We start from the raw sequence: 23,231 nt of genomic DNA on the forward strand, positions 1-23,231 counted from the left end.
GTACTGCACTCGGGAGGGTGTGGGAGAGTAGGACACCGCCGGACAATCTTCCAGTCGAGGGCCGCCCCAGCAGGGTCGGCCCTCGACTGCGTTAGCGTCCTTGGAGGACGCAATGAGGAAGGATGTACCCGTGAGTTCAGGACCGCAGGGCGAGGATCGCCCCCGTCGTTACGAGGACCGTGCCGAGCGCGGGCAGGGGCGCGGCGACGCCCGCCGCGATGACCGTCCCTCGTACCGTGGCGACCGCGACGACCGCTCGGGCGGCCCGCGGGGCGGCTTCCGTGGCGGCGACCGCCGCGAGGGCGGCTTCCGCCGTGACGACCGTGACGGTGGCTCCCGCGGGGGCGAGCGTCGCGAGGGTGGCTTCCGCGGCGGCGACCGCGAGGGCGGTTTCCGCGGTGGTGAGCGCCGGGACGGCAACGCCGGCGGTGAGCGCCGCGAGGGTGGCTTCCGTGGTGGTGAGCGCCGTGGCGGTTTCGCCGGCGGCGAGCGTCGCGAGGGCGGCTTCCGCGGTGGTGAGCGTCGCGAGGGCGGCTTCCGTGGGGGCGACCGTGAGGGCGGTTTCCGTGGCGGGGACCGGCGTGAGGGCGGCTTCCGTGGGGGCGACCGTGAGGGCGGCTTCCGCGGCGGTGAGCGTCGTGAGGGTGGCTTCGCCGGCGGCGAGCGCCGCGAGGGCGGGTTCCGCGGCGGCGAGCGCCGCGAGGGCGGGTTCCGCGGCGGCGAGCGCCGTGAGGGTGGCTTCCGTGGGGGCGACCGCGAGGGCGGCTTCCGTGGCGGCGAGCGTCGCGAAGGTGGTTCCGGCGGCGAGCGCCGCGAGGGCTTCCGCGGTGGCGACCGCCGTGAGGGTGGCTTCCGCGGTGGTGAGCGTCGTGAGGGTGGCTTCCGCGGCGGTGACCGCCGCGAAGGTGGCTTCGGCGGCGAGCGTCGTGAGGGCTTCCGCGGGGGCGAGCGTCGCGAAGGTGGCTTCGGTGGCGACCGTCGTGAGGGTGGCTTCCGTGGCGGTGATCGCCGCGAGGGTGGTTCCGGCGGCGAGCGCCGCGAGGGCTTCCGCGGTGGCGACCGTCGTGAGGGCGGCTTCCGTGGGGGCGACCGTGAGGGTGGCTTCCGCGGTGGCGACCGTCGTGAGGGTGGCTTCCGTGGCGGTGACCGCCGCGAAGGTGGCTTCGGCGGCGAGCGTCGCGAAGGTGGCTTCCGCGGGGGCGAGCGTCGCGAAGGTGGCGGCGAGCGTCGCGAGGGTGGCTTCCGTGGGGGCGACCGCGAGGGCGGCTTCCGCGGTGGCGAGCGCCGTGAGGGTGGCTTCCGCGGGGGCGAGCGTCGCGAAGGTGGCGGCGAGCGTCGCGAGGGTGGCTTCCGTGGTGGCGATCGCCGTGAGGGTGGCTTCCGCGGCGGTGAGCGCCGTGAGGGTGGCTTCCGCGGCGGCGAGCGTCGCGAAGGTGGCGGCGAGCGTCGTGAGGGCGGCTTCCGCGGCGGCGAGCGTCGTGAAGGTGGCTTCGGCGGCGAGCGCCGTGAGGGCTTCCGTGGCGGCGAGCGTCGCGAGGGCTATGCCGGCGGCGAGCGGCCCGGCGGCTTCCGCCGCGACGACCGCGCAGGCGGGCCGCGTGGTGGCGAGCGCCGCGAGGGTGGCTTCGGCGGCGACCGCCGCGAGGGCTTCCGCCGCGACGAGCGGCCCGGCGGCTTCCGTCGTGACGACCGCGAGGGCCGTGGCGGGAGTGAGCGTACCGAGCGGGACGGCGAGCGCCGGGGTTACGACCGGGACGACCGCCGGCAGGACGGCGCGTACCGGGAGCGGCAGGACGAGCGCGCCGAGGGGCGTACGGGTGAGGCGCCGGCGCTGCCGGACGAGGTGGTCGCCAGCGACCTCGACTCGGCCGTCCGCGCGGAGCTGCTCTCCCTCGCCAAGCCGGTGGCGGAGACCGTCGCCCGGCACCTGGTCGCGACCGGGCTGCTGATCGACGACGACCCGGCCGAGGCGCTGGCGCACGCCATGGCCGCGCGCCGGCTCGCCTCGCGGATCGCCGCGGTGCGGGAGGCGGTCGGGCTGGCCGCGTACCACGCGGGGGAGTGGCAGACGGCCGTCGCCGAGCTGCGCACCTACCACCGGATGACCGGGCTGCAGAGCCACCTGGCGGTGCTGGCCGACTGCGAGCGGGCGCTGGGTCGCCCCGAGCGGGCCATCGACCTGTTCCGCGGCGCGGACCGGGACAAGCTCGACCAGGCCGTCGCCATCGAGCTGCTGATCGTGGCCAGCGGGGCCCGGGGTGACCTCGGCCAGAAGGACGCGGCGGTGGCCATGCTCCAGGTCCCCGAGTTGACCGCCGACTCGACCGAGTCGTGGGCGGCCCGGCTGCGCTACGCGTATGCGGACGCGCTGCTGGCGGTGGGCCGGAGCGAGGAGGCGCGGGAGTGGTTCTCCCGGGCCGCCGACGTGGACGCCGAGGGCGAGACTGACGCCGCCGAGCGGCTGCTGGAGCTGGACGGCGTCGTCATCGAGGGCGACGACGAGGAGGAGGACGAGGAGTTCGCCGCCGGCCCGGGCGCCCCGGGCGCCGTGCCGGCCCGTCCCGACGCCGACCTCACCAGCGACTCCGCCGACCTCGGCGACGAGGACGACGACGACCTCGATGACGAGGACGACGAGGACGACGACGACCTCGACGACGAGGACGACGACGACCTCGACGACGAGGACGACGACGACCTCGACGACGAGGACGACGACGACCTCGACGACGACGAGGACGACGACCTCGACGACGACGAGGACGACGACCTCGACGACGACGAGGACGACGACCTCGACGACGACGAGGACGACCTCGACGACGAGGACGCCGACCTCGACGGCGACGCGGACCGGGACGACGACGAGGGCGACGACCTCGACGATGACGACGACCTCGACGGTGACGCCCGGCTGCGCGCCGACGCAGACACGGCGGACTCCATCGCCGCGGGCGCCGCTGACGCGGTACCGGCCGGCGAGGCTGCCGGATACCGGGACCGGGACGCGGCGGACCTGGGCGACGACGAGCTGACCGACGCGGAGGCGCGCTCGCTCGCCGCCGACACCCGCGCCGCCGCCGTGGACGCGGCCGGCCCGGACGCCCCGGGCGACGAGGCTTCGGAGTCGGAGCGCCGGTGACCGGTAGCGCCGGGGACGCGGGTTCCGGTCCGGGTCGCGAGGAACGCGACCGGGCCGGAACGGGCGGCCGGCTGGTCGACGGGTACGCCCTGGTCGTCTTCGACCTGGACGGGGTGATCTACCTGATCGACCGGCCGATCCCCGGCGCGGTCGAGGCGGTCGGCCGGCTGCACGGCGAGGGCCGGGCGGTCGCCTACGCGACGAACAACGCGTCGCGCCGCTCCAGCGAGGTGGCCGACCTGCTCACCGGCATGGGTGTGCCGGCCGGGCCGGAGGAGGTGCTGACCTCCGCGGCCGCCACCGCCGAGCTGCTGCGCGACCGGCTGCCCGCCGGCGCGCCGGTGCTGGTGGTCGGGGCGGAGGCGCTGCGCGCGGAGCTGCGCGCCGTGGGCCTGCGCCCGGTCTCGACGGTGGACGAGGAGCCGGCCGCCGTGGCCCAGGGGTACGGCCCACAGGTCGGCTGGTCCGACCTGGCCGAGGCGTCGCTGGCGGTCCGGTCGGGAGCGCCCTGGTACGCCACCAACACCGACCGCACCCTGCCCAGCCCGCGCGGCCCGCTGCCGGGCAACGGCTCGCTGGTGGCGGTGCTACGTACGGCGCTGGGACGGGATCCCGACGTGGTGGTGGGCAAGCCGGAGCCGGCGCTGTTCGCCACGGCCGCCCGCCGGGCCGGTTCGGGCCGGACGCTGGTGGTCGGCGACCGGCTGGACACCGACATCGAGGGCGCCCGCCGGGCCGGACTGGACAGCCTGCTGGTGCTCACCGGGGTCAGCGACGTGGCCGAGCTGCTGGCCGCGCCCGAGCCGCGCCGGCCCGCGTACGTCTCCTTCGACCTGGCGGGGCTCTTCGACCCGGCGGCCGTGGTGCGGGTGCCGGGCACGGCGGACGCCGGCGGCTGGTCGGCGACCGCGGGCGACGGGGGGCTGGCCCTCGACGGGGCGGGACGCCCGCTGGACGCCCTCGCGGCGCTCTGCGCGGCGGCCTGGTCGACGGCGGCCGGCCCGCGGGTGCGGCCGGCGTCCGCGGCGGCGGAGGAGGCCCTGGCGGCGCTCGGCCTGGCGGGCTGACCGGCGCGGGTCAGAGCAGCTTGCGGAGCTTCATCAGGTCGAACGGGTTCGCCTTGATCGACACCCGCCGGGCGCCCACGGCCTTCATGACGTCGAGCTGACCGTGCACCAGGGCGACCAGGTCGTCGCTGGTGGCGCTCAGCGCGATCTTCGCCTTCGGGTCGTCGCCGTCGGTGAGGTCGACGAGCCGGCCGCCTTCGAGTCGCCCGTGGAACGCGGTGTCCAGGTCGGTGATCCGGCAGGCGAGCGTGCGGTCGAGGTCGATCCGCCCCTGCACGTCGGCGTGCCGGTCCAGCCGGGCGGCCAGGTCCTGCAACGCCTGCCGGCACTCGTCCACGCTGGCCACATCGTCTCCTCACCACTCGCCACGCCGTTCCCGGCACCGTACCGCAATGGGGCGTCCGGGGCGCCCGGTAGCGTGACACCTGCACACCCCGCCCCGCGGAAGGACTCTGGCATGCAGGACGCGTGGCGCGCCTACCTCGAGCTGGCCATGGGCCTGACGGAGGCGCCCCGGAAGAAGGCCCAGGACGCCGTGAAGCGCGTGGTCGGCCAGGGCGGCGCGACCGCCGCCCAGCTCCAGTCGCTCGCCGAGGAGCTGGTCTCCACCGGGATGGCGAACCGGGAGGCGTTGACCAAGCTGGTCCGCTTCGAGGTCGACCGCGCGCTGGGCGCGGTCGGGCTGGCCACCGCCGACGAGGTCGCCGAGCTGACCCGCCGGGTGCACGACCTGGAGCGGCAGCTGCGCGAGGCGAAGACCCCCGCGGCGGAGGCGGGCGCGAAGCCCGCCGGCGGGCCGGAGAGCGACGCCCTGCGCACGCCGGCCTCCCCGCCGCTGGCCGCCGAGACGGCGGGCGCCGGTGAGGTGACGCCCTCCGGGGAGCCGACCGCCACGGGGCCGGCCGAGGGCGAGCCGGGCGCCGGCCGACCGGCCCCGGCCGCGCCGGCCGCCGAGGCGCCCGTCTCGGCGCCCCCCGTGCCCGCGCGCACCAAGGCCGTCGCGAAGAAGGCCGTAGCGAAGAAGGCCATCGCGAAGAAGCCGCCGGCCACCGTCGCGAAGACCCCGGCCGAGGAGTCGCCGGCCGCCCCGGTGCGCCCGGCGAAGAAGTCCGCCGGCCGCAAGCCGACCGGCGGTGCCGCGTCGTGACCGGGCCCTTCCGGCCCGGCCCGCGTCCCGGACCGCCGCCGGCCGGTCCCCGGCCCGCCCCGCCCCCCGGCGCGCGGCCGGCGCCGGTCGAGGAGGTCGGCGAGGCACGGCACCCGGCGGTGGACGCCGCCGTGCACGCCATGATCAACGCCGAGGCGCTCTCCCCGGCGGACCAGATCGCCCAGTACGAGGCGGCGTACGAGACGCTGCGCGAGACCCTGGCCAGCATCGACCAGGCCTGAAAAGAGGCGGAGAACAACCACCGATGGCACGTCGCACCCGGCTGGATGCCGAACTCGTCCGCCGCGGCCTGGCCCGCTCCCGTGAGCAGGCCGCCGCGCTGGTGGAGGCCCGTCGCGTCCAGCTGCGCGGGGTGCCGGCCCGCAAGGCCGCCGCGATGGTCGACCCCGCCGACCCGCTGCTGGTCACGGGCGAGGACCCCGCCGACGAGTACGTCTCCCGGGGCGGTCACAAGCTGGCCGGCGCGCTCGCCGCGTTCACTTCCGGCGGGCTGACCGTGGTCGGCCGGCGCTGCCTGGACGCGGGCGCCTCCACCGGCGGCTTCACCGACGTGCTGCTGCGCGCCGACGCCGCCGAGGTGGTGGCGGTCGACGTCGGCTACGGGCAGCTCGCCTGGTCCCTGCGCAACGACGAGCGGGTGCGCGTCTTCGAGCGCACCAACGTGCGTACCCTCACGCCGGAGGCCATCGGCGGCCCGGTCGACCTGACGGTGGCCGACCTGTCGTTCATCTCGCTGCGGCTGGTGCTGCCCGCGCTGGCCGGTTGCACGCGGCCCGACGGCGACCTGGCGCTGATGGTCAAGCCGCAGTTCGAGGTGGGCCGGGACCGGGTCGGCGCGGGTGGCGTGGTCCGTGACCCGGAGCTGCGCGCCGAGGCCGTGCTCGACGTGGCCGCCGCGGCCGCGCAGCTCGGGCTGGGCCTGGCCGGCGTGGCCGCCAGCCCGCTGCCCGGGCCGAGCGGCAACGTCGAGTTCTTCGTATGGTTACGCCGGGACGCGCCGGCCGCGGACCCCGATCGGGTGCACGCGGTGGTGGCCGCCGGCCCGCAGGGATTTCCGGCCGCCGGCCCGCAGGCCACGACTGAGGAGGTGTCCGGGTGAGCCGGACCGCTCTGCTGGTGACGCACACGGGCCGTCGGCGCAGCACCGAGCACGCGCGCGCGGTGGCCGCCGACCTCATCGCGGCCGGCTTCGAGGTGCGGGTGGTCGCCGAGGAGGCCGACGATCTGGACCTGCCCGGCGTGGTGCCGGTGACTGGCCCGGAGGCGGCCGAGGGCGCCGAGATCGTCTTCGCGCTCGGCGGGGACGGCACGTTCCTGCGCGCCGCCGAGCTGGCCCGCCCGGCGAAGGCGCCCCTGCTCGGCATCAACCTCGGCAAGGTCGGCTTCCTGGCCGAGGCGGAGATGGACGACCTGGACAGCGCGGTGCGCGACGTGGTCGGGCGCAACTACACCGTGGACGAACGGCTCACCCTCGACGTCACCGCCGAGTTCGAGGGCGGCCCGACCGTCGAGTCGTGGGCGCTCAACGAGATCAGCGTGGAGAAGGGCGAGCGGGCCCAGATGCTGGAGCTGCTCGTCGACGTGGACGGCCGGCCGCTGTCCCGTTACGGCTGCGACGGCGTGGTCTGCGCGACCCCCACCGGCTCCACGGCGTACGCGTTCTCCGGCGGGGGGCCGGTGGTCTGGCCCGAGGTGGAGGCGCTGCTGCTGGTGCCGATCAGCGCGCACGCGCTGTTCAGCCGCCCCCTCGTCACCGCGCCGACGTCCACTTTCGCGATCACCGTGGACCCGTTCACCACCCTCGCGGTGCTCTGCTGCGACGGCCGGCGGGTCTACGACCTGCCCCCGGGCGCCCGGGTCACCGTGCGCCGGGGCGCGCTGCCGGTGCGCATCGTCCGGCTCCGGGCGCGGCCGTTCACCGACCGGCTGGTGGCCAAGTTCGACCTGCCCGTGCAGGGCTGGCGCGGCAGCCGTCGCTGACCGGCGACTCAGCGAAGGCCGCGTCGCCCGTTCGGCGTACCCGGTGCCGGCCGCGGGCGGGTTACGGTAGGAGCCTCCCCCGACGCACGCCGCGCCGGGTTCCGGCGTACGTCGCCGGCACCGGGCCGGGGCGGATGTCTCCGCCCCCGCGGCGGGCGCCCGTCGGGGCCGGTGACGCCGTCGCACGGACGGCGATCGGGGCGTCCGGGCTGCGTCGAGGTGGAGTCCGGGCGGGGCGGTGAGGCCCGTGTCCGCCCGGACCGCGCGGTCCGACGGTCGTGGCCCTGGCCAGGGGGTGGTCGGGTCCACGACGGTCGGGGTGCCGGAGGAGTCGCGGCCGGCCGCGGCGGGCGGACGGCGAGCCGCGCCCGGCCGGGTTTCGACCCCGGTCGGGTCGGCCGGATCGGCGAGCCGCCGTCGGAGGAAACGGCGGCTCACGAACCGGGCGGCTACGCACTCGTTCCGGCACCCCGACCATCGCCGCTCCGGCGATCCGACCACCGCGGGCTCCGGGGCGGTGACCATCCGCTCGTCCCGTCGCGGCAACCTCGTGTCCACCTGGCGACATGTCGCCGGTGCGGCGCGGCGTACCTAGTGACCGGCAGATGATCTCCGTCGCAGACTCCGGTGGGCCGGCCTCAATCCCCCCCCCGAGGCCGGCCCCCGAGCAGAGGAGCGCATCGCATGCACCGGTCCCCACGCTGGCTCGCCGCCGGCGCGGTCGGGGCGCTGGTGGTCGGGCTCGCCGCACCGGCGTCCGCCGATCCGGCCGCCCGGCCCACCGGCCCGAGCCCGGCCACGGCCGCCCCGGGCGCCGCACCCGCCCGCATCACCCTCATCACCGGCGACCGGGTCGACCTCGTCCGGGCCGCGCCCGGCCGGGTCGCCGCCACGGTCCACCCCGGTCCCGGCCGGGAGCGGGTCACCTTCCACACCCTGGAGGTCGACGGCGGGCTGCGCGTGCTGCCCAGCGACGTCGTCCCGTACCTCACCGCCGGGGCGCTCGACCCGGACCTGTTCGACGTGGAGGAGCTGGCCGCCGAGGGCTACGGCGACGCCGCGCAGGGCACGCTGCCGCTGATCGTCCGCTACCAGCAGCCGGCCGCCGGCCGCGTGCAGGCGCTGGCCGGCGCCACCGCGACCCGTGCGCTGCCGAGCATCAACGGCGCCGCGCTGCGGGTCGACAAGGCCAACCTCGGTGGGCTGTGGACCACGCTGGGCGGCACGCCGGCAGCCCGGAGCGCAAGCGCCGCGCCCCGCCTCGGTGGTGGCATCGCCCGGATCTGGCTCGACGGGCGGGTGCACCCGGCGCTGGAGCACAGCGTGCCGCAGATCGGCGCCCCGGCCGCGTGGGCGGCCGGCCGGGACGGCACCGGCGTCCGGGTCGCGGTGCTCGACACCGGCGTCGACGCCACCCACCCCGACCTGGCCGGTCGGATCGCCGAGGCGCAGGACTTCACCGGCAGCGGCAGCGCCCGGGACGGTCACGGCCACGGCACCCACGTGGCGTCCACCATCGCCGGCAGCGGCGCCGCCTCCGACGGCCTGCGCAAGGGCGTCGCGCCAGGCGCGCGGCTGCTGATCGGCAAGGTGCTCGACGACGGTGGCAGCGGCTACGACTCGGGGATCATCGCGGGCATGGAGTGGGCCGCCCACTCCGGCGCGAAGGTGGTCAGCATGAGCCTCGGCGGCCCGGCCACCGACGGCACCGACCCGATGAGCCAGGCGGTCAACGACCTCACCGCCGAGACCGGCGCGCTCTTCGTGATCGCCGCCGGCAACGAGGGGGCGGCGGGCACCGTCGGGTCGCCCGGCGCGGCCGCGGCCGCGCTCACCGTCGGTGCGGTGGACCGCGACGACAACCTGGCCGACTTCTCCAGCCGCGGACCGCGGTTGGGCGACAACGGCCTCAAGCCGGAGATCACCGCGCCGGGTGTCGGCATCGCCGCCGCCCGCGCCTCCGGCACCACCATGGGTACGCCGGTGGACGCGGCGTACACGCGGGCGTCCGGGACGTCGATGGCGACCCCGCACGTGGCCGGCGCGGCCGCGATCCTCGCCCAGGAACACCCGGACTGGACCGCCGGGAAGCTCAAGGACGCGCCGGCCAGCACCGCGAAGGCGAACCCCACGCTGACCGTCTACGAGCAGGGCGGCGGCCGGGTCGACGTGGCCCGCGCGCTGAGCCAGCGGGTGTACGGCTCGGCCACCGCCGACTTCGGCCGGGTGAACACCGGCGGCGCGGCGGCGGAGCGGACCGTGACGTACACCAACGGCACCGCGTCCCCGCAGACCCTGCGGCTGGCCCTGGAGCTGCGCAACCTCGACAGCGGCGCCGCCGAGCCGGACGGGATCTCGCTCGACGGCACCGAGGTGACCGTGCCGGCCGGCGGAAGCGTGAACGTCCCGCTGCACGCCGACCCGGCGAAGCTGGAGCGGGGAGTGCATGGCGGGTGGCTGGTGGCCACCGGCGCGGACGGTGTCGCGGTACGCACGGCCGTCGGGCTCACCCTCAGCGGCCCGATCCACACCGTCACCCTGCGCGCCCTGGACATGGCCGGGCAGCCCGGCCTCTCGCCGGTGGTCACCCTCTTCGGTGAGCACTCCGACTCGGACCAGCTGCTCTGGCTTCCCCCCACCGGGTGGCAGGTGCAGGTCGAGGAGGGTCCGTACCTGCTGGAAGGCCTGATCGAGCACGGCGCCCCGCTGGACGAGCAGATCACCCTGGTCACCGACCCCGAGCTCATGGTCGACCGGGACCTGACGGTGGTCCTCGACCCGCGCAAGGGCACGCCGGTGCGGATCGAGACGCCGAAGCCGACCGAGCAGCGGGCGGCGATCAGCTTCTACGAGCACCGGATCTTCGGCAACGGCCGGCAGGTCGACCACGGCGTCATGAACTTCAGCACGACCCAGCAGGTCAACGTCACCCCGACGCGGCCGGTGAGCCGGGGCGAGTTCGAGTTCGCCTCCCGCTGGCAGCTGGTGGCGCCCATGGTGGACGCCAAGGTCGGTAAGGTCGCCGGTCCGCTGGACATCAACCTGCTGGGCCAGTCGCCGGCTCCGGCGGGCCGGCGGAAGCTCCCGCTGGTCTGGGCGGGCGACGGCACCGCCGCCGAGCTGGCCCGGGCCGGCGCCCGAGGTGCGGCCGCGCTGGTGGCCGGCAGCTACGACCGCGCCGAGGAGGACCAGATCGCCGACGCCACGGCGGCCGGCGCCGCCATGGTGCTCATCGTCCGTCCGGCGGACCGGAGCGCGTGGACGGTCTGGCGCCCGGACGGGGATCGGTTGCCGATCCCGTCGCTGGTGGTCGCGAACGACGACGGACAGCGGATGATCGCCGCGGCGAAGAGCGGCCGCGCGACCCTCGACGTGACGCTGACCGTGGACAGCCCCTACCTGTACGACGTGTGGCAGGTGTCGAAGGGGCGGGTCCCCGAGCGGATCGTGCACCGGGTGACGGCGGACAACACCGCCGAGGTGACCACCCGCTACGCCGACACCGGCGGGTCCGACTGGGCCACCGAGCAGCGGTTCGGCTGGCGCCCCTGGCAGGAGTACTCCTGGAACGACGACCAGCGGATGGTGCGTACCGGCACCACCCGGCAGGAGTTCGTCAGCGCCGGGGACTCCTGGTGGCAGCAGCGGGTCCTGCACCGGCTCACCTGGTCCTGGGGGCCGCTGCTCGGCGGGCTCGCCGAGCAGCCCCGGCGGTACGCCGCCGACGACCGGGTCACCGCGACCTGGCACGCCCCGGTGGTGCGGCCGGCCGTGCCGGCGAGCGCCGGAGCCCCGGTGCCCACGCGCACCGGCGACACCCTGGACCTGCGGGTCGCCGAGTTCGTCGACGCGGACGGGCACTACAGCCCGGCCGGGTACGGCGAGGAGCAGGACACCGTCGAGCGCCGGCTGAGCCGGGACGGGCAGCAGATCGCCGACCTCACCGGCGGCTGGGCGCCCGTGCCCACCACCCCGGACGCCGCCCGCTACCGGCTGGACGTCACCACTGGGCGGTCCTCCGACGAGTGGCAGCGGTCCACCCGCACCGAGACGGCCTGGGAGTTCACCTCGGCCCGCCCGGCCGGTTCCGCCGCCCGGCCACTGCCGCTGCTCCAGGTCGACTACCGGGTGCCGGCCGACCTGCGCGGCGAGGTGGCCGGCCGGCCGCACCGGCTGGAGCTGACCCTGCGCCAGCCGGCGGGGCTGCCGGCGCCGACCGGCGGTCGGGTCACCGTCGACGTGTCGTTCGACGGCGGGCGGAGCTGGCGGGCGGTGCCGGTGCACGGCTCCGGCACCCGGTTCACCGCCGCGGTGCCGGCCGGGCACGGCACGGTGTCGCTGCGCACCCACGCCCGGGACCGCGCCGGGAACACCGTCGAGCAGACCGTGCTCGACGCGTACGGGCTGCGCTGAATCGTCGGGCGGGGCGGCCCCGGGGGTGCCGCCCCGCCCGGCTACGGCGGGGCGGCGCCTCGTCGGTTCCGAGGGTGCCGTCCCGCCCGGCCAAAGCGGGGCGGCGCCTCGTCGGTTCTGAGGGTGCCGCCCCGTCCGGGCTGGGCGACCTCGTGCCGCCCCGCCCGGCTCAGATCCAGCCCCGCCGGGCGACCTGGAAGGCCAGCCCCGGCCGGGTGTCCACGCCGGCGAGCTCCATGAGGTCGGCCAGCCGGCGCTGCACCGTACGCCGGCTCACGCCGAGCTGCGAGGCGATCGACTTGTCCGGCACCCCGGCCACGAAGAGCGAGAGCAGCCGCGCCTCGTCGGGGTCCGGCCGATAGCCGTCGCCGTCCCGGGCGATCGGCGGGGCGGCCGGGCCCAACGGCGTCGCCATCAGCCAGTGGCTCTCGAACAGCGCGAGCAGCGCGTCCAGCAGCTGGCTGCGGCCGATCACCGCGGCGCTCGGTTCGCCGCTGTCCCGCTCCGGCACGAGCGGGCAGACCGCCGTCCGGCCGTCCACGATGGCCAGCCGGACGGGCAGCCGGTCGAGGACGCGGGCCTGCTCACCGGCGCGTACGCCCTGCTCGACGTCCGCCAGCGCGCCCGGTTCGAGGAGCATCCCGCGTTCGTAGATGGCCCGGTAGCGGACCCCGCGGGCCAGCGCGTCGAACTCCTCGACGTTCTCCTGGCCGGCCATGGCGAGGGGGTTCGCCCGGCAGAACCAGAGCACCTCGGACCGGGCGCCGTTCTGCAGGTCGCGCAGGCGCTCGCGGAGCGCCCGGGCGCCGGTGACGACCTCGACCAGATGCTCGGCGTCGTGCCGGCGCATTCCGGCCCGGTACTCCTCGGTGAGCTGGGTGACCGCCGCGCGGGCCGACTCGAGGGCCTCCTGGCGGCGCAGCAGCGCCTCGCCGAGCGGGACGTCGGGCGCCAGCGGCCGCAGCGGCGCGTCGGGCTCCGGCCCGGCCGGCAGCACCAGTCCCTTGCCGCGCAGGGCGTCGAGCTGGGCCAGGATGTCCGCGTGCGGGCGGCCGAGCCGCTCGGCCAGCTCGCCGGCCCGCGCGGTCGTGAGCTGCACGAGGCAGCGGTAGAGCCGTTCCTCGTCGGGGGTCAGGCCGATCACGTCCAGCACGGGGCAGAACTGTACGACCCCGCCACGGGCACCGCGCCGGCTGGTCAAGTGTCGGAGGACGCGTCTACTGTCGGGTGCTGTGCTGGAAGAGCTGCGCATCACCGGACTGGGCGTCATCGAGGACACCACGCTGCCGCTGACCGGCGGGATGAACGTCATCACCGGCGAGACCGGTGCGGGCAAGACCATGGTGGTGACCGGCCTCGGCCTGCTCTTCGGCGGCCGGGCCGACGCCGGCCGGGTCCGGGCCCAACCGGGCCGCGCCGTGGTGGAGGGCCGGCTGCGGCTGGACGGTCGGGTGGCCGGGACGGTGCACGCCCGGATCACCGACGCGGGCGGCGAACCCGACGAGGACGGCTCGCTGCTGCTGAGCCGCACGGTGACCGTCGAGGGCCGGTCCCGCGCGCACCTGGGCGGCCGCGGCATGCCGGTGTCGATGCTGGGTGAGGTCGGCGAGCAGGTGGTGGCCGTGCACGGCCAGTCCGACCAGCTCCGCCTGCTGCGCCCGGCCGAGCAGCGGGCCGCGCTCGACCGGTTCGCCGGCCCGGAGCACGAGAAGCTGCTCGACGCGCTGCGCGAGGCGCACACCCGGTGGCGGGCGGTGGTCGACGACCTGGCCGACCGGCGGCGCAACGCGCGCGAGCGCAACCAGGAGGCCGATCTGCTCCGGCTCGGCCTCGACGAGATCACGCGGGTCGACCCGCAGCCGGGCGAGGACGACGAGCTGAAGGCGGAGGCGCAGCGCCTGGAGCACGCCGAGGGGCTGCGCACCGCGGCCCAGGTGGCCCAGCAGTGCGTGGCGGGCGGCGTCGAGGCGGCCGACGACACCCCCGACGCCACCGCGCTGCTCGGCACCGCCCGGCGCACCCTCGAGGCGCAGGCCGGCACCGACCCGGCCCTGGGGGAGCTGGCCGCCCGGCTGGAGGAGGCGGCCACCCTGGTCACCGACGTCTCCGCCGAGCTGTCGACCTACCTGGCCGCGCTCGACGCCGACCCGGCCCGCCTGCAGACCGTCTACGAGCGCCGGGCCGCGCTGCGCGGCCTCACCCGGAAATACGCGGACGACGTCGACGGCGTGATCGCCTGGGCCGAGCGGGCCCGCACCCGGCTGTCCGACCTGGACACCTCCGACGACCTGCTGGACGAGCTGGACCGGGAGGCGGCCCGGCTCGCCGGTGAGGTGGCCGACCTGGCCGGCCGGGTCTCCACCTCCCGGCAGGAGGCCGCGGTCCGCTTCGCCGAGCAGGTCACCGTCGAGCTGGCCGGGCTGGCCATGCCCCACGCCCGGATCGAGGTGGCCGTGCTGCCCCGGCCGGCCGGGCGGGCCGAGCCGAGCCTGCCGGTCAACGGGGTCGAGGCCGGCGTCGGGCCGGACGGCGCCGACGAGGTGGAGCTGCGGCTGCTCGCCCACCCGGGCGCGCCGGCGCTGCCGTTGCAGCGGGGCGCCTCCGGTGGCGAGCTGTCCCGGGTGATGCTCGCCATCGAGGTGGTCTTCGCCGGCTCGGGCGGCCCGCCCACGCTGGTCTTCGACGAGGTCGACGCGGGCGTCGGCGGGCAGGCCGCGGTGGAGATCGGCCGCCGGCTGGCCCGGCTGGCCCGCAGCCACCAGGTGCTCGTGGTCACCCACCTGCCGCAGGTCGCGGCGTTCGCCGACCGGCACCTCGTGGTGGCGAAGGACACCGGGGGAGCGGTCACCACGAGCGGCGTCCGGGTGGTGGAGGACACTGAGCGGGCCCGCGAGCTCGCCCGGATGCTCGCCGGTTTGCCGGACTCGGATCTGGGTATCGCGCATGCGGAGGAGCTCCTGGCCGTGGCGGCCAAGGAAAGGCGCCCGTGATCCCGAGATTGTGAGCGCAAGCACACCGGCGTGCGCTCCGGTGTGCTTCCCTGGGTAGGCGGCCCTGCTCAGGCATGTCGCGACAGCAAAACATGCCTCACATGCCAGGATGGTCACGATGCGTCTACCCACGTTGCGCCGGACCCGGAACGCGGAACCGGGCTCAGTCCTCGGTACCGCGCGCCTCGACCGCCGGACGAAGCGGCTGGTCGGGCGGCTCCGGCCGGGCGACATCGCGGTCATCGACCACGTCGACCTGGACCGGGTGGCGGCCGACTCGCTGGTGGCCGTCGGTGTCGCGGCCGTGCTCAACGCCAAGCCGTCGGTGTCGGGGCGCTACCCGAACCTCGGCCCCGAGGTGCTGATCGCGGCGGGCATCCCGCTGCTGGACGACCTCGGCGAGAGCGTCTTCGAGCAGATCCGCGAGGGCGACGTGGTGCGCATCGAGGGCAACACGGTCTTCGTCGGCGAGGAGCCGGTCGCGCACGGCGCCCTGCAGGACGCCGAGACCGTGGCGAAGTCGATGGCCGACGCCCGCGAGGGGCTGTCGGTGCAGTTGGAGGCGTTCGCCGCCAACACCATGGACTACCTCAAGCAGGAGCGCGACCTGCTGCTCGACGGCGTCGGCGTGCCGGAGATCCAGACCGAGATCCAGGGCCGGCACTGCCTGATCGTGGTCCGCGGCTACGACTACAAGGCCGACCTGGACGTGCTGCGCCCCTACATCCGGGAGTTCAAGCCGGTGCTGATCGGCGTGGACGGCGGCGCCGACGCGCTGGTCGAGGCCGGCTACACCCCCGACATGATCATCGGCGACATGGACTCGGTCACCGACGACGTGCTGCGCTGCGGCGCCGAGGTGATCGTGCACGCCTACCCGGACGGCCGGGCGCCGGGCCTGGCCCGGGTCGAGGGCCTCGGTGTGCCGGCGATCACCTTCCCGGCCGCGGCCACCAGCGAGGACCTGGCCATGCTGCTGGCCGACGAGAAGGGCGCCTCGCTGCTGGTGGCCGTCGGCACCCACGCCACCCTGGTGGAGTTCCTCGACAAGGGCCGGGGCGGCATGGCCTCGACCTTCCTGACCCGGCTGAAGGTGGGCGGCAAGCTGGTCGACGCGAAGGGCGTCAGCCGGCTCTACCGGCAGAGCATCTCCGGTTCCTCGCTGCTGCTGCTCATCCTCTCGGCGGTGGCCGCGATGGCCTCCGCGGTGGCGGTATCCACAGTCGGGAAGGCGTATTTGGGTGTGGTGTCGGAGTGGTGGGACAATTTCGTGTTCCAGCTCGGCCAGATCTTCTAGCTCCCCGACGATCAAGAGGCTGCAAGCGTGATCAATTTCCGCTACCACGTGGTGTCCCTGACCGCGGTCTTCCTGGCGCTGGCCATCGGCCTGGTGGTCGGCACGGCCGCCTTGAACGGCCCGGTGGCCGACTCGCTCAAGGAGCGGGTCAACGGGCTCAGCAAGGACAACTCGCTGATGCGCCAGTCGGTCAACAGCCTCCAGAAGGAACTGGACATGGAGGAGGACTTCGCCGCCGAGATGGCGCAGGTCATCCTCCCCGGCAAGCTGAACGGCCGGCGGGTGCTGGTGCTCAGCCTGCCCAGCGGCCGGGACCACACCGAGGGCGTGGTCAAGATGCTGCAGCTCGCCGGGGCCAACGTCACCGCCCGGATCGACGTCCAGGACAAGTTCATCAACCCGGACAGCAACAACAACCTGCTGGAGCTGGCCGTCACGGCGGCCCGCCCGAACAGCGTGCCCACCTCCGGCCTGCCCGGCAACGGGCACGGCGTGGAGACCTCCAGCGCGCTGCTCGCCAGCGTGCTGCTGGACCGGCCGCAGGGCAGCCCGGCGGTCACCGACGCGGACCGCCGCGCGGTGGTCCAGCAGTACACCAACTCCGGCTACCTCACCCCGCAGGACAAGATCGGCGGTGCCGCCGAGGCGGTCGTGCTGGTCAGCGGCCAGCCCTACGTCGACAAGTACTCGGCGGAGAAGGACGAATCGGTGGTGAAGATCGCCGAGCAGTTCGACCGCACCGGCGCGATCGTGGTCGGCGGCATGGGTTCGGCGGGCGGCAACGTGGTCTCGGTGGTCCGGGGCGACCCGGTGCTGTCCCAGACCATCTCGACCGTCGACAACGCCAACACCGTGCAGGGGCAGCTGGTCACCAGCCTCGCCCTCGTGCAGCAGCTGACCGAGAAGAAGGCCGGCCAGTACGGCGTCGGCGACAACGCCGCCGCGCTGCTGCCTAGACTGCCCCAGTGACCGGTCCGTACCGCGTCGCGCTGAACATCCGGATCGGAGGGGTCGCGTGAGACTGGGTCGGCTGCTGGCCGTCGGCGCCGGGGCGCTGGCCGCCCGCTACGTGCTGCGGGAGGTGCGCAGCTCGCCGAGCGCGCCGGCGCTGGAGCGCACCAACTTCCGGGGCCGCACCGTCACCCTGGCCGCCGGACCCGCCCTCGCGGTCGGCGCGGCCACCGCGGGCGCGCTCGGTGCCGGCAGCGCCCCGGCCGGCGCGGCCGCCCTGCTCGCCGGGGTGGGCGCGGGCTCCGTGGGCCTCTACGACGACATCGTCGGCGCGCGCCCCGACCAGAAGGCCGCCAAGGGCTTCGCGGGGCACCTGGCCGCGCTGCGCGAGGGGCGGGTCACCGCCGGGCTGGTGAAGATCGCCGGCGTGGGCGCGGCCGGGCTCGGCGCCGCGGCGCTGCTCGCCGCCGACCCGCGCGTCGCCGCGCACCCTCGCCGGCAGGCGGCCGGCGGCCTCCGCCGCGGGCTCGACGTGCTGCTCGGCGCCGGCGTGGTGGCCGGCACCGCCAACCTGGTCAACCTGCTCGACCTGCGCCCCGGCCGGGCGCTCAAGGCCGGCATGCTGCTCGGCGCACCCATCGCCGGCGGCCCGTTCGGGGGCATCGCGGCGGGCGCGGTCGGGGCGGCCGCCGGGCTGGTCCAGGAGGACCTCGACGAGCGGGTCATGCTCGGCGACAGCGGCGCCAACGCGCTCGGCGCGGTGCTCGGGGTGAGCCTGGCCGCGCGGACCGGGCCACTGGGCCGGGCCGGCGTGCTGGCCGTGCTCGCCGCCCTCACCGCCGCCAGCGAGAAGGTGAGCTTCACCCAGGTGATCCAGCGGACCCCGGGGCTGCGGCATCTCGACGAGCTGGGCCGGCTCGCCGACTGACGTGACGAAACCGGCACCCCTCGCCGGCGCCGGCCGCGTGGCCGGAGCGGCCGCCCTCATCGCCGTCCTCACCGTCGTCAGCCGGCTGGCCGGCTTCGGCCGCACCGCGGTCTTCACCTGGACGCTCGCCCCCACCGACCTCGGTGGCGCCTACCTGGTGGCGAACTACGTCCCGAACTTCATCTTCGAGATCGTCGCCGGTGGCGCGCTGGCCAGCCTTGTCGTACCGCTGCTGGCCGGCGCGGTCGAGGCGGGGGACCGGCGGGCGGTGGCCGCCACCACCGGTGCCCTGCTCACCTGGACGCTCAGCCTGCTGGTGCCCCTCGCGGTGCTGGTGGCGCTGCTCGCCGACCCGCTGCTGGGGCTGCTCGGCCACGGCCTGGACGGCGCCCAGCAGGAGGCCGGGGCGCGGATGCTGCGGGTCTTCGCCCCCCAGTTGCCGCTCTACGGCGTCGGCATCGTGCTCACCGGGGTCCTCCAGGCGCACCGGCGGTTCGCCTGGCCGGTGATCGCCCCGCTGCTGTCCAGCGTCACCGTCATCGTGGTCTACCTCGGCTTCACCGCCGCGGAGGGGCGGCTGGCCCGCGTCACCGAGGTCGGGCCCGGCGGTGAGCTGCTGCTCTCCGGCGGCACCACGCTCGGCGTGGTGGTGCTGTCGCTGTCCCTGCTGGTCCCGCTGCGCCGGCTCGGGCTGCGGCCGCGGCTCGGCTTCCGGTTCCCCGCCGACGCCCGGGCCCGGGTCGGCGGGCTGGCCGTGGCCGGGGTGGTCACCGTCGCCGCCCAGCAGATCGCCCTGGTCGTCGCGCTCAACCAGGTCACCTACGGCCGGACCGCCGACGTCGGCGTCTACAACCTGGCCCAGACGATCTACTTCCTGCCCTGGGCGGTGCTGGCCGTGCCGCTCGCGGTGGCCGCGTATCCGACGCTGGTGGCGGCCCGGGCGGCCGGCGACGAGCGCGCCTACCAGGACACCCTCGCCCCGGCGGTGCGCGGGGTGGTGCTGTTCAGCCTCCTGGGGGCCGCCGCGCTGGTCGGCGTGGCCGGCCCGGTCGGGCACTTCTTCTTCGACCCCGCCGACGCGGGCACGGCCGCGGCGGGCATCGCCGGCTTCGCTCCCGGTCTGCTCGGCTACGGCCTGTTCGCGGTGCTCACCCGGGCCCTCTACGCGCGGGGGGAGACCCGGGCGGCCACCGTCGCCACCGCGCTCGGCTGGCTCAGCGTGCCGGCGCTGGCCGTGCTTCTCGCGCACCTGCTGCCCCTGGCCGACCGGGTGCTCGCCGTGACCCTGGCCACCTCCGCCGGCATGCTGCTCCTCGGCGGGCTGCTGATCGTCGCCGTGCTCCGCTCCGCCGGCCCGGCCGCGCTGGCCGGCGTCGGGCGGGCCGGGGCCGCCGGCCTGCTCGCCGCTGCGGTCGCGGGGCTCGGCGGCGCGGCCACCGCCCGGGGACTCGCCGGGCTCGCCGGCGGGACCCCGACGACAGCGGAGGCCCTCGTGCAGGGCATGCTGTCCGGGGTCGTGGTCGCCGCGCTGTTCCTCGCCGTCGCCTGGTTGATCGACGCCCGCGACGTCCGGCCGCTGCTCGCGGCCGTGACCCGCCGGCTCGGCCGGCGACGCCCGCCCGGCGGGGGCGACGGCCCGGGGGAGGACCAGCGTCCCGGCGAGCGGGGCGACGGAAAGGAGACCGTTTCCTCATGACGGACGCCTCGTCGGCGCCGCGGTGGCCCGGCTCCGTGGCCCTGGTGCTCGCCTCCAGCACCGGTGGCGTCGGGCAGCACGTCCGCTCGATCGCCCGGGGCCTGACCGAAGCCGGCGCGTCCGTGCTGGTCTGCGGCCCGGCCGCCACCCAGGACCAGTTCGACTTCACCGGGGTGGGCGCCCGGTTCACGCCGGTGGAGATCCCCGCCAGTCCCACCCCGGCCGACGCGCGCGCCGTCGCCGCGCTGCGCCAGGCCCTGGCCGACCCGCCGGTCGACGTGGTGCACGCGCACGGGCTGCGCGCCGGCCTGGTCGCCGTGCTCGCCCGCCCGGCCGCACCGCTCGTGGTCACGTGGCACAACGCCGTGCTGGCCGGCGGGCTGCGCGGCGGGCTGTCCCGGCTGGCCGAGCGGATCGTCGCCCGGAACGTCCGGGTCGCCCTGGGCGCCTCCGCCGACCTGGTCGACCGGGCCGCCGCGCTCGGCGCCGCCGACGCCCGCCTCGCCCCGGTCGCCGCGCCGGCACTGCCCGCGCCGCGCCGCCGCCGGGCCGCCGTCCGCGCCGAGTTCGGGGTCGGCGCCGACCGGCCGCTGATCCTCTCGGTGGGCCGGCTGCACCCGCAGAAGCGGTACGACATCCTGATCGACGCGGCCGCCCGGTGGCGTACCCGGCAGCCCGCGCCGCTGGTGGTGATCGCCGGCAGCGGGCCCGCGTACCTCCCGCTCGCCGCGCGGATCTCGGCCGCCCGGGCGCCGGTGACCCTGCTCGGGCACCGCACCGACGTGGCCGACCTCCTCGCCGCCGCGGACCTGGCCGTGGTGACCAGCGACTGGGAGGCCCGCCAGCTCTTCGCCCAGGAGGCGCTGGGTGCCGGCGTGCCGCTGGTGGCGACCGCCGTCGGCGGCCTGCCGGAGCTGGTCGGCGACGCGGCGGTGCTGGTCCCCGCCGGGGACGTGGACGCCGTCGACGCGGCGGTGCGCGACCTGCTGGACGACGAGGCCCGACGCGCCGACCTGGGCCGGCGGGGCGCCGCCCGGGCCGCGACCTGGCCGACCGAGGCGGACACCACGGGCGCCCTCGTCGACCTCTACGCCGAGCTGACGCCCGAGCACTCGACGGGGAACCGGTGATGCTGCGCAAACTGACCCCGGTGCTGCTGACCCTTGTCGTGGTGGCGCTCGGCATCACCGCGCTGGCCGCGCGCCCGGACGACGGCGCGCCCGAGCGCAGCGCCGACTTCGTGGTGCTGGCCGGGGCGGCCGGGCTGCGCTGGGAGGACGTCGACCCGCAGACCACCCCCACCCTGTGGCGGATGGCCGAGCAGGGCTCGATCGGCTCCCTGTCGGTACGTTCCGCGCACCGGCCCACCTGCCCGGTCGACGGCTGGCTCACCCTGGGCGCCGGCAACTTCGCCGCCTGGAACGGCAGCCGGCCGGGCGGGGGCTGCCCGGCCACCGGGGTGACCGTCGAGCAGCCCGACGGGATCGGCGCGAACCTGCCCGACCAGGAGAGCGTCGTCGCGTACAACCAGGATCGGCTCTCCTGGGGGACCACCCCGGGCGCGCTGTCCGAGTCGGTGCGCTGCTCGGTGGCGGTCGGCCCGGGCGCCGCGGTGGCCGCCGCCCGCCCGTTCGGCCGGGTCGACCGGTACGCGCCGGTGCTCCCCGCCGACCCGGCGAAGCTGCTCGGCTCCTGTGTGCTGAGCATCGTCGACCTGGGCACCGTCGACGGCGCGGATCCGACCAACCGGGCCGCGCAGGCCCGCCAGGTGGACGCCCAGCTCGCCCGGGTGCTCGCCGCCCGGCCGCCCCACTCGCTGGTCCTGGTGGCCGGGGTCTCGGACACCGACACCCCGTCCCGGCTGCACGTCGCGGTGGCCGACGGTCCGGGCTGGGGCCGGGGCTGGCTGACCTCGCCGAGCACCGCCCGCGAGGGCTACCTGCAACTGGTCGACCTGGCGCCCACGGCGCTGGCCGCACTGGGCCGCCCGATGCCGGAGCGGCTCTTCGTCGGCCGCCCCGCCATGTCCGTCGGAGACCGCCCCGACGACCTGCGCGCCGCGATCGACGCGCCCGCCGACGCGGACCGCGAGGCCGCCGCCCAGCGCCGGGTCGCCGGCTGGTTCTTCACCCTGCTCGCCGCCGCCCAGGTGGCCCTCGCCGTGGCGGTGCTGCCGCTGCTGCGCCGGGCCCGCCGGCACGCCGGCCCGCACGGGCCCGAGCCGGTGTCCCGGCGGGTGGTGGCGGCGGTGGAGTTGCTGCTGATCGCCGCCGCGCTCGCCGTGCCGGCCGCCCTGCTCGCCGACGCCGTGCCCTGGTGGCGCGGGTCGCACGCCGGCTGGTGGTTCGCCTCCGTCACCGCCCTGCTGACCGTCGGCGGCACCGCCGCGGTCCGGTTCACCCCCGGTCACGAGCGCACCCTCGGTCCGCTCGGCGCGGTGGCCGCCCTGGCCACCCTGGTGGTCGGGGTGGACGTGCTCACCGGCTCCCGGTTGCAGCTCAACGGCGTGATCGGCTACTCGGCGCTGGAGGGCGGCCGGTACGCCGGCCTGGGCACGGTCGGGCTGGGCGTGTTCATCGCCGGCTCGCTGCTCTGCGGCGGCTGGCTGGCGCAGCGGGTCCGCCGGGCCTGGCGGCCGATGGTGATGGTCGCGGTCGGCGGGGCGGCCGTCGTCATCGTGGGCAGCCCCTACCTGGGGGCCGACTCGATCGGCGCGATCGCGCTCACCGCCGGGGTGAGCGTCGCCGCCGCCATCTGCACCGGCGGCTGGCTGACCGTGAGCCGGCTGGCCTGGGCCACCATGGCCGGGCTGGCGGTCACCATCGGCTTCGCCGTGGTCGACGTGGGCCGCCCGGAGGCCGAGCGGGGGAGCCTGGGGCGCTTCCTCGCCGCGCTCGGCGACGGCACCGGCGGGCTGACCGTGCACCGGTCCAGCACCGCCAACTTCCAGACCCTGGTGAACAGCCCGCTGACCGTCCTGGCCCTGGCCGGCGCGGCGCTGGTCTGGTTCGCCCTGCTCCAGCCCTGGGGCGGCCTCATGCGGCTGTTCGGCATCTATCCGGCGATCCGGGCGGCGATGGCCGGCACCGGCGTGGCCGCCGGCCTGGGCGGCGTGCTGAGCGGCTCGGCGCTGGACGTGGCCGGGGCGGCGGGGGCCCTGGTGGTGCCGATGGCGGCCCTGGCGGCCCTGCGGGTACTCGACCACTCCACCGACCGCACCCAGCCCGGCAGCGGCCGTCCGGGCGACGAGGGCGGGTCGGCTCCGCCCGGCGGCCCGGGCGGGGACCGTCCGAGCGGCGGGCGCGCGGCCGCAGTACCGGGCGCGGGCGGCGCCGCCCGGCCCGAGCCCGACCCGGAGGCCCCCGAGGGCGCTCCGGTGGGCCCAGACCGGGGTACGGGGGCGCCGGACGCCGCCGCCGACCGGGCGCCCCGGGTGCCCGCACAGCCCGGCCCGGCATCGACCGAGGTGCCCGCCGGCTGAGGCGAACCGGGCTTCACGTGCGCCGACGGCGGGTGCGACGCCGCTGCGGGGCCGAGGAGGTGTTACCGTGGAATCCCGTGGATCGCGTGATCACTTGGCTGATCGGCACGGCGGTTCG

The 23,231-nt window shown here is 76.5% G+C and carries 15 protein-coding genes and 1 pseudogene; 14 read left to right on the forward strand and 2 right to left on the reverse strand.

Annotated features, from left to right (window positions below; genetic code table 11):
* Positions 1-1,984: 1,984 nt before the first annotated feature.
* Positions 1,985-2,575 (forward strand): annotated as a pseudogene (locus tag ABZ452_RS28535) (hypothetical protein); the annotation flags it as partial.
* A 638-nt stretch (positions 2,576-3,213) separates the two neighbouring features.
* Entirely contained in the window at positions 3,214-4,209 is a 996-nt protein-coding gene (locus ABZ452_RS28540) for an HAD-IIA family hydrolase (protein WP_357949555.1), read from the forward strand.
* Between the two features lie 10 nt (positions 4,210-4,219).
* On the opposite strand, the gene ABZ452_RS28545 is transcribed toward ABZ452_RS28540, so the two are convergent.
* Positions 4,220-4,555, reverse strand: coding sequence for an SCP2 sterol-binding domain-containing protein (locus tag ABZ452_RS28545; RefSeq protein ID WP_357949299.1), 336 nt, complete (start codon positions 4,553-4,555; stop codon positions 4,220-4,222).
* Positions 4,556-4,666: 111 nt separating this feature from the next.
* Between ABZ452_RS28545 and ABZ452_RS28550 the strand changes: the two genes are divergently transcribed.
* The 5 genes from ABZ452_RS28550 (at position 4,667) to ABZ452_RS28570 (ending at position 11,770) form a co-directional block, all read left to right on the forward strand.
* Entirely contained in the window at positions 4,667-5,356 is a 690-nt protein-coding gene (locus ABZ452_RS28550) for a hypothetical protein (protein WP_357949302.1), read from the forward strand.
* The gene (locus tag ABZ452_RS28555) at positions 5,353-5,598 is read left to right on the forward strand and encodes a hypothetical protein (protein ID WP_357949305.1); all 246 of its coding nucleotides are present in this window, start codon (positions 5,353-5,355) and stop codon (positions 5,596-5,598) included. Before ABZ452_RS28550 ends, ABZ452_RS28555 begins: the two co-directional genes overlap by 4 nt.
* Before the next feature lie 23 nt (positions 5,599-5,621).
* Positions 5,622-6,476, forward strand: coding sequence for a TlyA family RNA methyltransferase (locus ABZ452_RS28560; RefSeq protein WP_357949308.1), 855 nt, complete (start codon positions 5,622-5,624; stop codon positions 6,474-6,476).
* Positions 6,473-7,357 (forward strand): NAD kinase, encoded by an 885-nt coding sequence (locus tag ABZ452_RS28565; RefSeq protein ID WP_357949310.1) that lies wholly within the window; start codon positions 6,473-6,475, stop codon positions 7,355-7,357. Before ABZ452_RS28560 ends, ABZ452_RS28565 begins: the two co-directional genes overlap by 4 nt.
* A 684-nt stretch (positions 7,358-8,041) precedes the next feature.
* Positions 8,042-11,770: a S8 family serine peptidase gene (locus tag ABZ452_RS28570; RefSeq protein WP_357949313.1), complete on the forward strand. Its 3,729-nt coding sequence runs from the start codon at positions 8,042-8,044 to the stop codon at positions 11,768-11,770.
* Positions 11,771-11,939: 169 nt separating this feature from the next.
* On the opposite strand, the gene ABZ452_RS28575 is transcribed toward ABZ452_RS28570, so the two are convergent.
* Entirely contained in the window at positions 11,940-12,923 is a 984-nt protein-coding gene (locus ABZ452_RS28575) for a helix-turn-helix domain-containing protein (protein WP_357949315.1), read from the reverse strand.
* Between the two features lie 79 nt (positions 12,924-13,002).
* On the opposite strand from ABZ452_RS28575, the gene recN reads away from it, so the two are divergent.
* The 7 genes from recN to ABZ452_RS28610 all read left to right on the forward strand — a co-directional run bounded on the left by recN (position 13,003) and on the right by ABZ452_RS28610 (position 23,113).
* A complete protein-coding gene (gene recN, locus ABZ452_RS28580) occupies positions 13,003-14,760 on the forward strand; it encodes a DNA repair protein RecN (RefSeq protein WP_151463418.1) in 1,758 nt (585 codons plus the stop codon).
* A gap of 118 nt (positions 14,761-14,878) precedes the next feature.
* Positions 14,879-16,057 (forward strand): putative cytokinetic ring protein SteA, encoded by a 1,179-nt coding sequence (gene steA, locus ABZ452_RS28585; RefSeq protein ID WP_357949319.1) that lies wholly within the window; start codon positions 14,879-14,881, stop codon positions 16,055-16,057.
* 27 nt (positions 16,058-16,084) lie between these two features.
* Entirely contained in the window at positions 16,085-17,026 is a 942-nt protein-coding gene (locus tag ABZ452_RS28590; RefSeq protein ID WP_357949321.1) for a copper transporter, read from the forward strand.
* Positions 17,027-17,072: 46 nt separating this feature from the next.
* Entirely contained in the window at positions 17,073-17,936 is an 864-nt protein-coding gene (locus tag ABZ452_RS28595) for a hypothetical protein (RefSeq protein ID WP_357949324.1), read from the forward strand.
* A gap of 1 nt (position 17,937) precedes the next feature.
* Entirely contained in the window at positions 17,938-19,632 is a 1,695-nt protein-coding gene (locus ABZ452_RS28600; RefSeq protein WP_357949327.1) for a lipid II flippase MurJ, read from the forward strand.
* A complete protein-coding gene (locus ABZ452_RS28605; RefSeq protein ID WP_357949330.1) occupies positions 19,629-20,762 on the forward strand; it encodes a glycosyltransferase family 4 protein in 1,134 nt (377 codons plus the stop codon). The genes ABZ452_RS28600 and ABZ452_RS28605 overlap by 4 nt, the downstream gene beginning before the upstream one ends.
* Positions 20,762-23,113, forward strand: coding sequence for a hypothetical protein (locus ABZ452_RS28610; protein ID WP_357949333.1), 2,352 nt, complete (start codon positions 20,762-20,764; stop codon positions 23,111-23,113). The genes ABZ452_RS28605 and ABZ452_RS28610 overlap by 1 nt, the downstream gene beginning before the upstream one ends.
* The last annotated feature ends 118 nt before the right edge of the window (positions 23,114-23,231 follow it).

This window comes from Micromonospora sp. NPDC005707 (assembly GCF_040631005.1).
Classification (GTDB): Bacteria; Actinomycetota; Actinomycetes; order Mycobacteriales; family Micromonosporaceae; genus Micromonospora.

Bases quoted from the DNA above. Each gene is read 5' to 3' on its own strand.
- ABZ452_RS28570 (WP_357949313.1), top strand. From the start codon at position 8,042: ATGCACCGGTCCCCACGCTGGCTCGCCGCCGGCGCGGTCGGGGCGCTG.
- ABZ452_RS28550 (WP_357949302.1), top strand. From the start codon at position 4,667: ATGCAGGACGCGTGGCGCGCCTACCTCGAGCTGGCCATGGGCCTGACG.
- ABZ452_RS28610 (WP_357949333.1), top strand. From the start codon at position 20,762: ATGCTGCGCAAACTGACCCCGGTGCTGCTGACCCTTGTCGTGGTGGCG.
- ABZ452_RS28560 (WP_357949308.1), top strand. From the start codon at position 5,622: ATGGCACGTCGCACCCGGCTGGATGCCGAACTCGTCCGCCGCGGCCTG.
- ABZ452_RS28605 (WP_357949330.1), top strand. From the start codon at position 19,629: ATGACGGACGCCTCGTCGGCGCCGCGGTGGCCCGGCTCCGTGGCCCTG.
- steA (WP_357949319.1), top strand. From the start codon at position 14,879: ATGCGTCTACCCACGTTGCGCCGGACCCGGAACGCGGAACCGGGCTCA.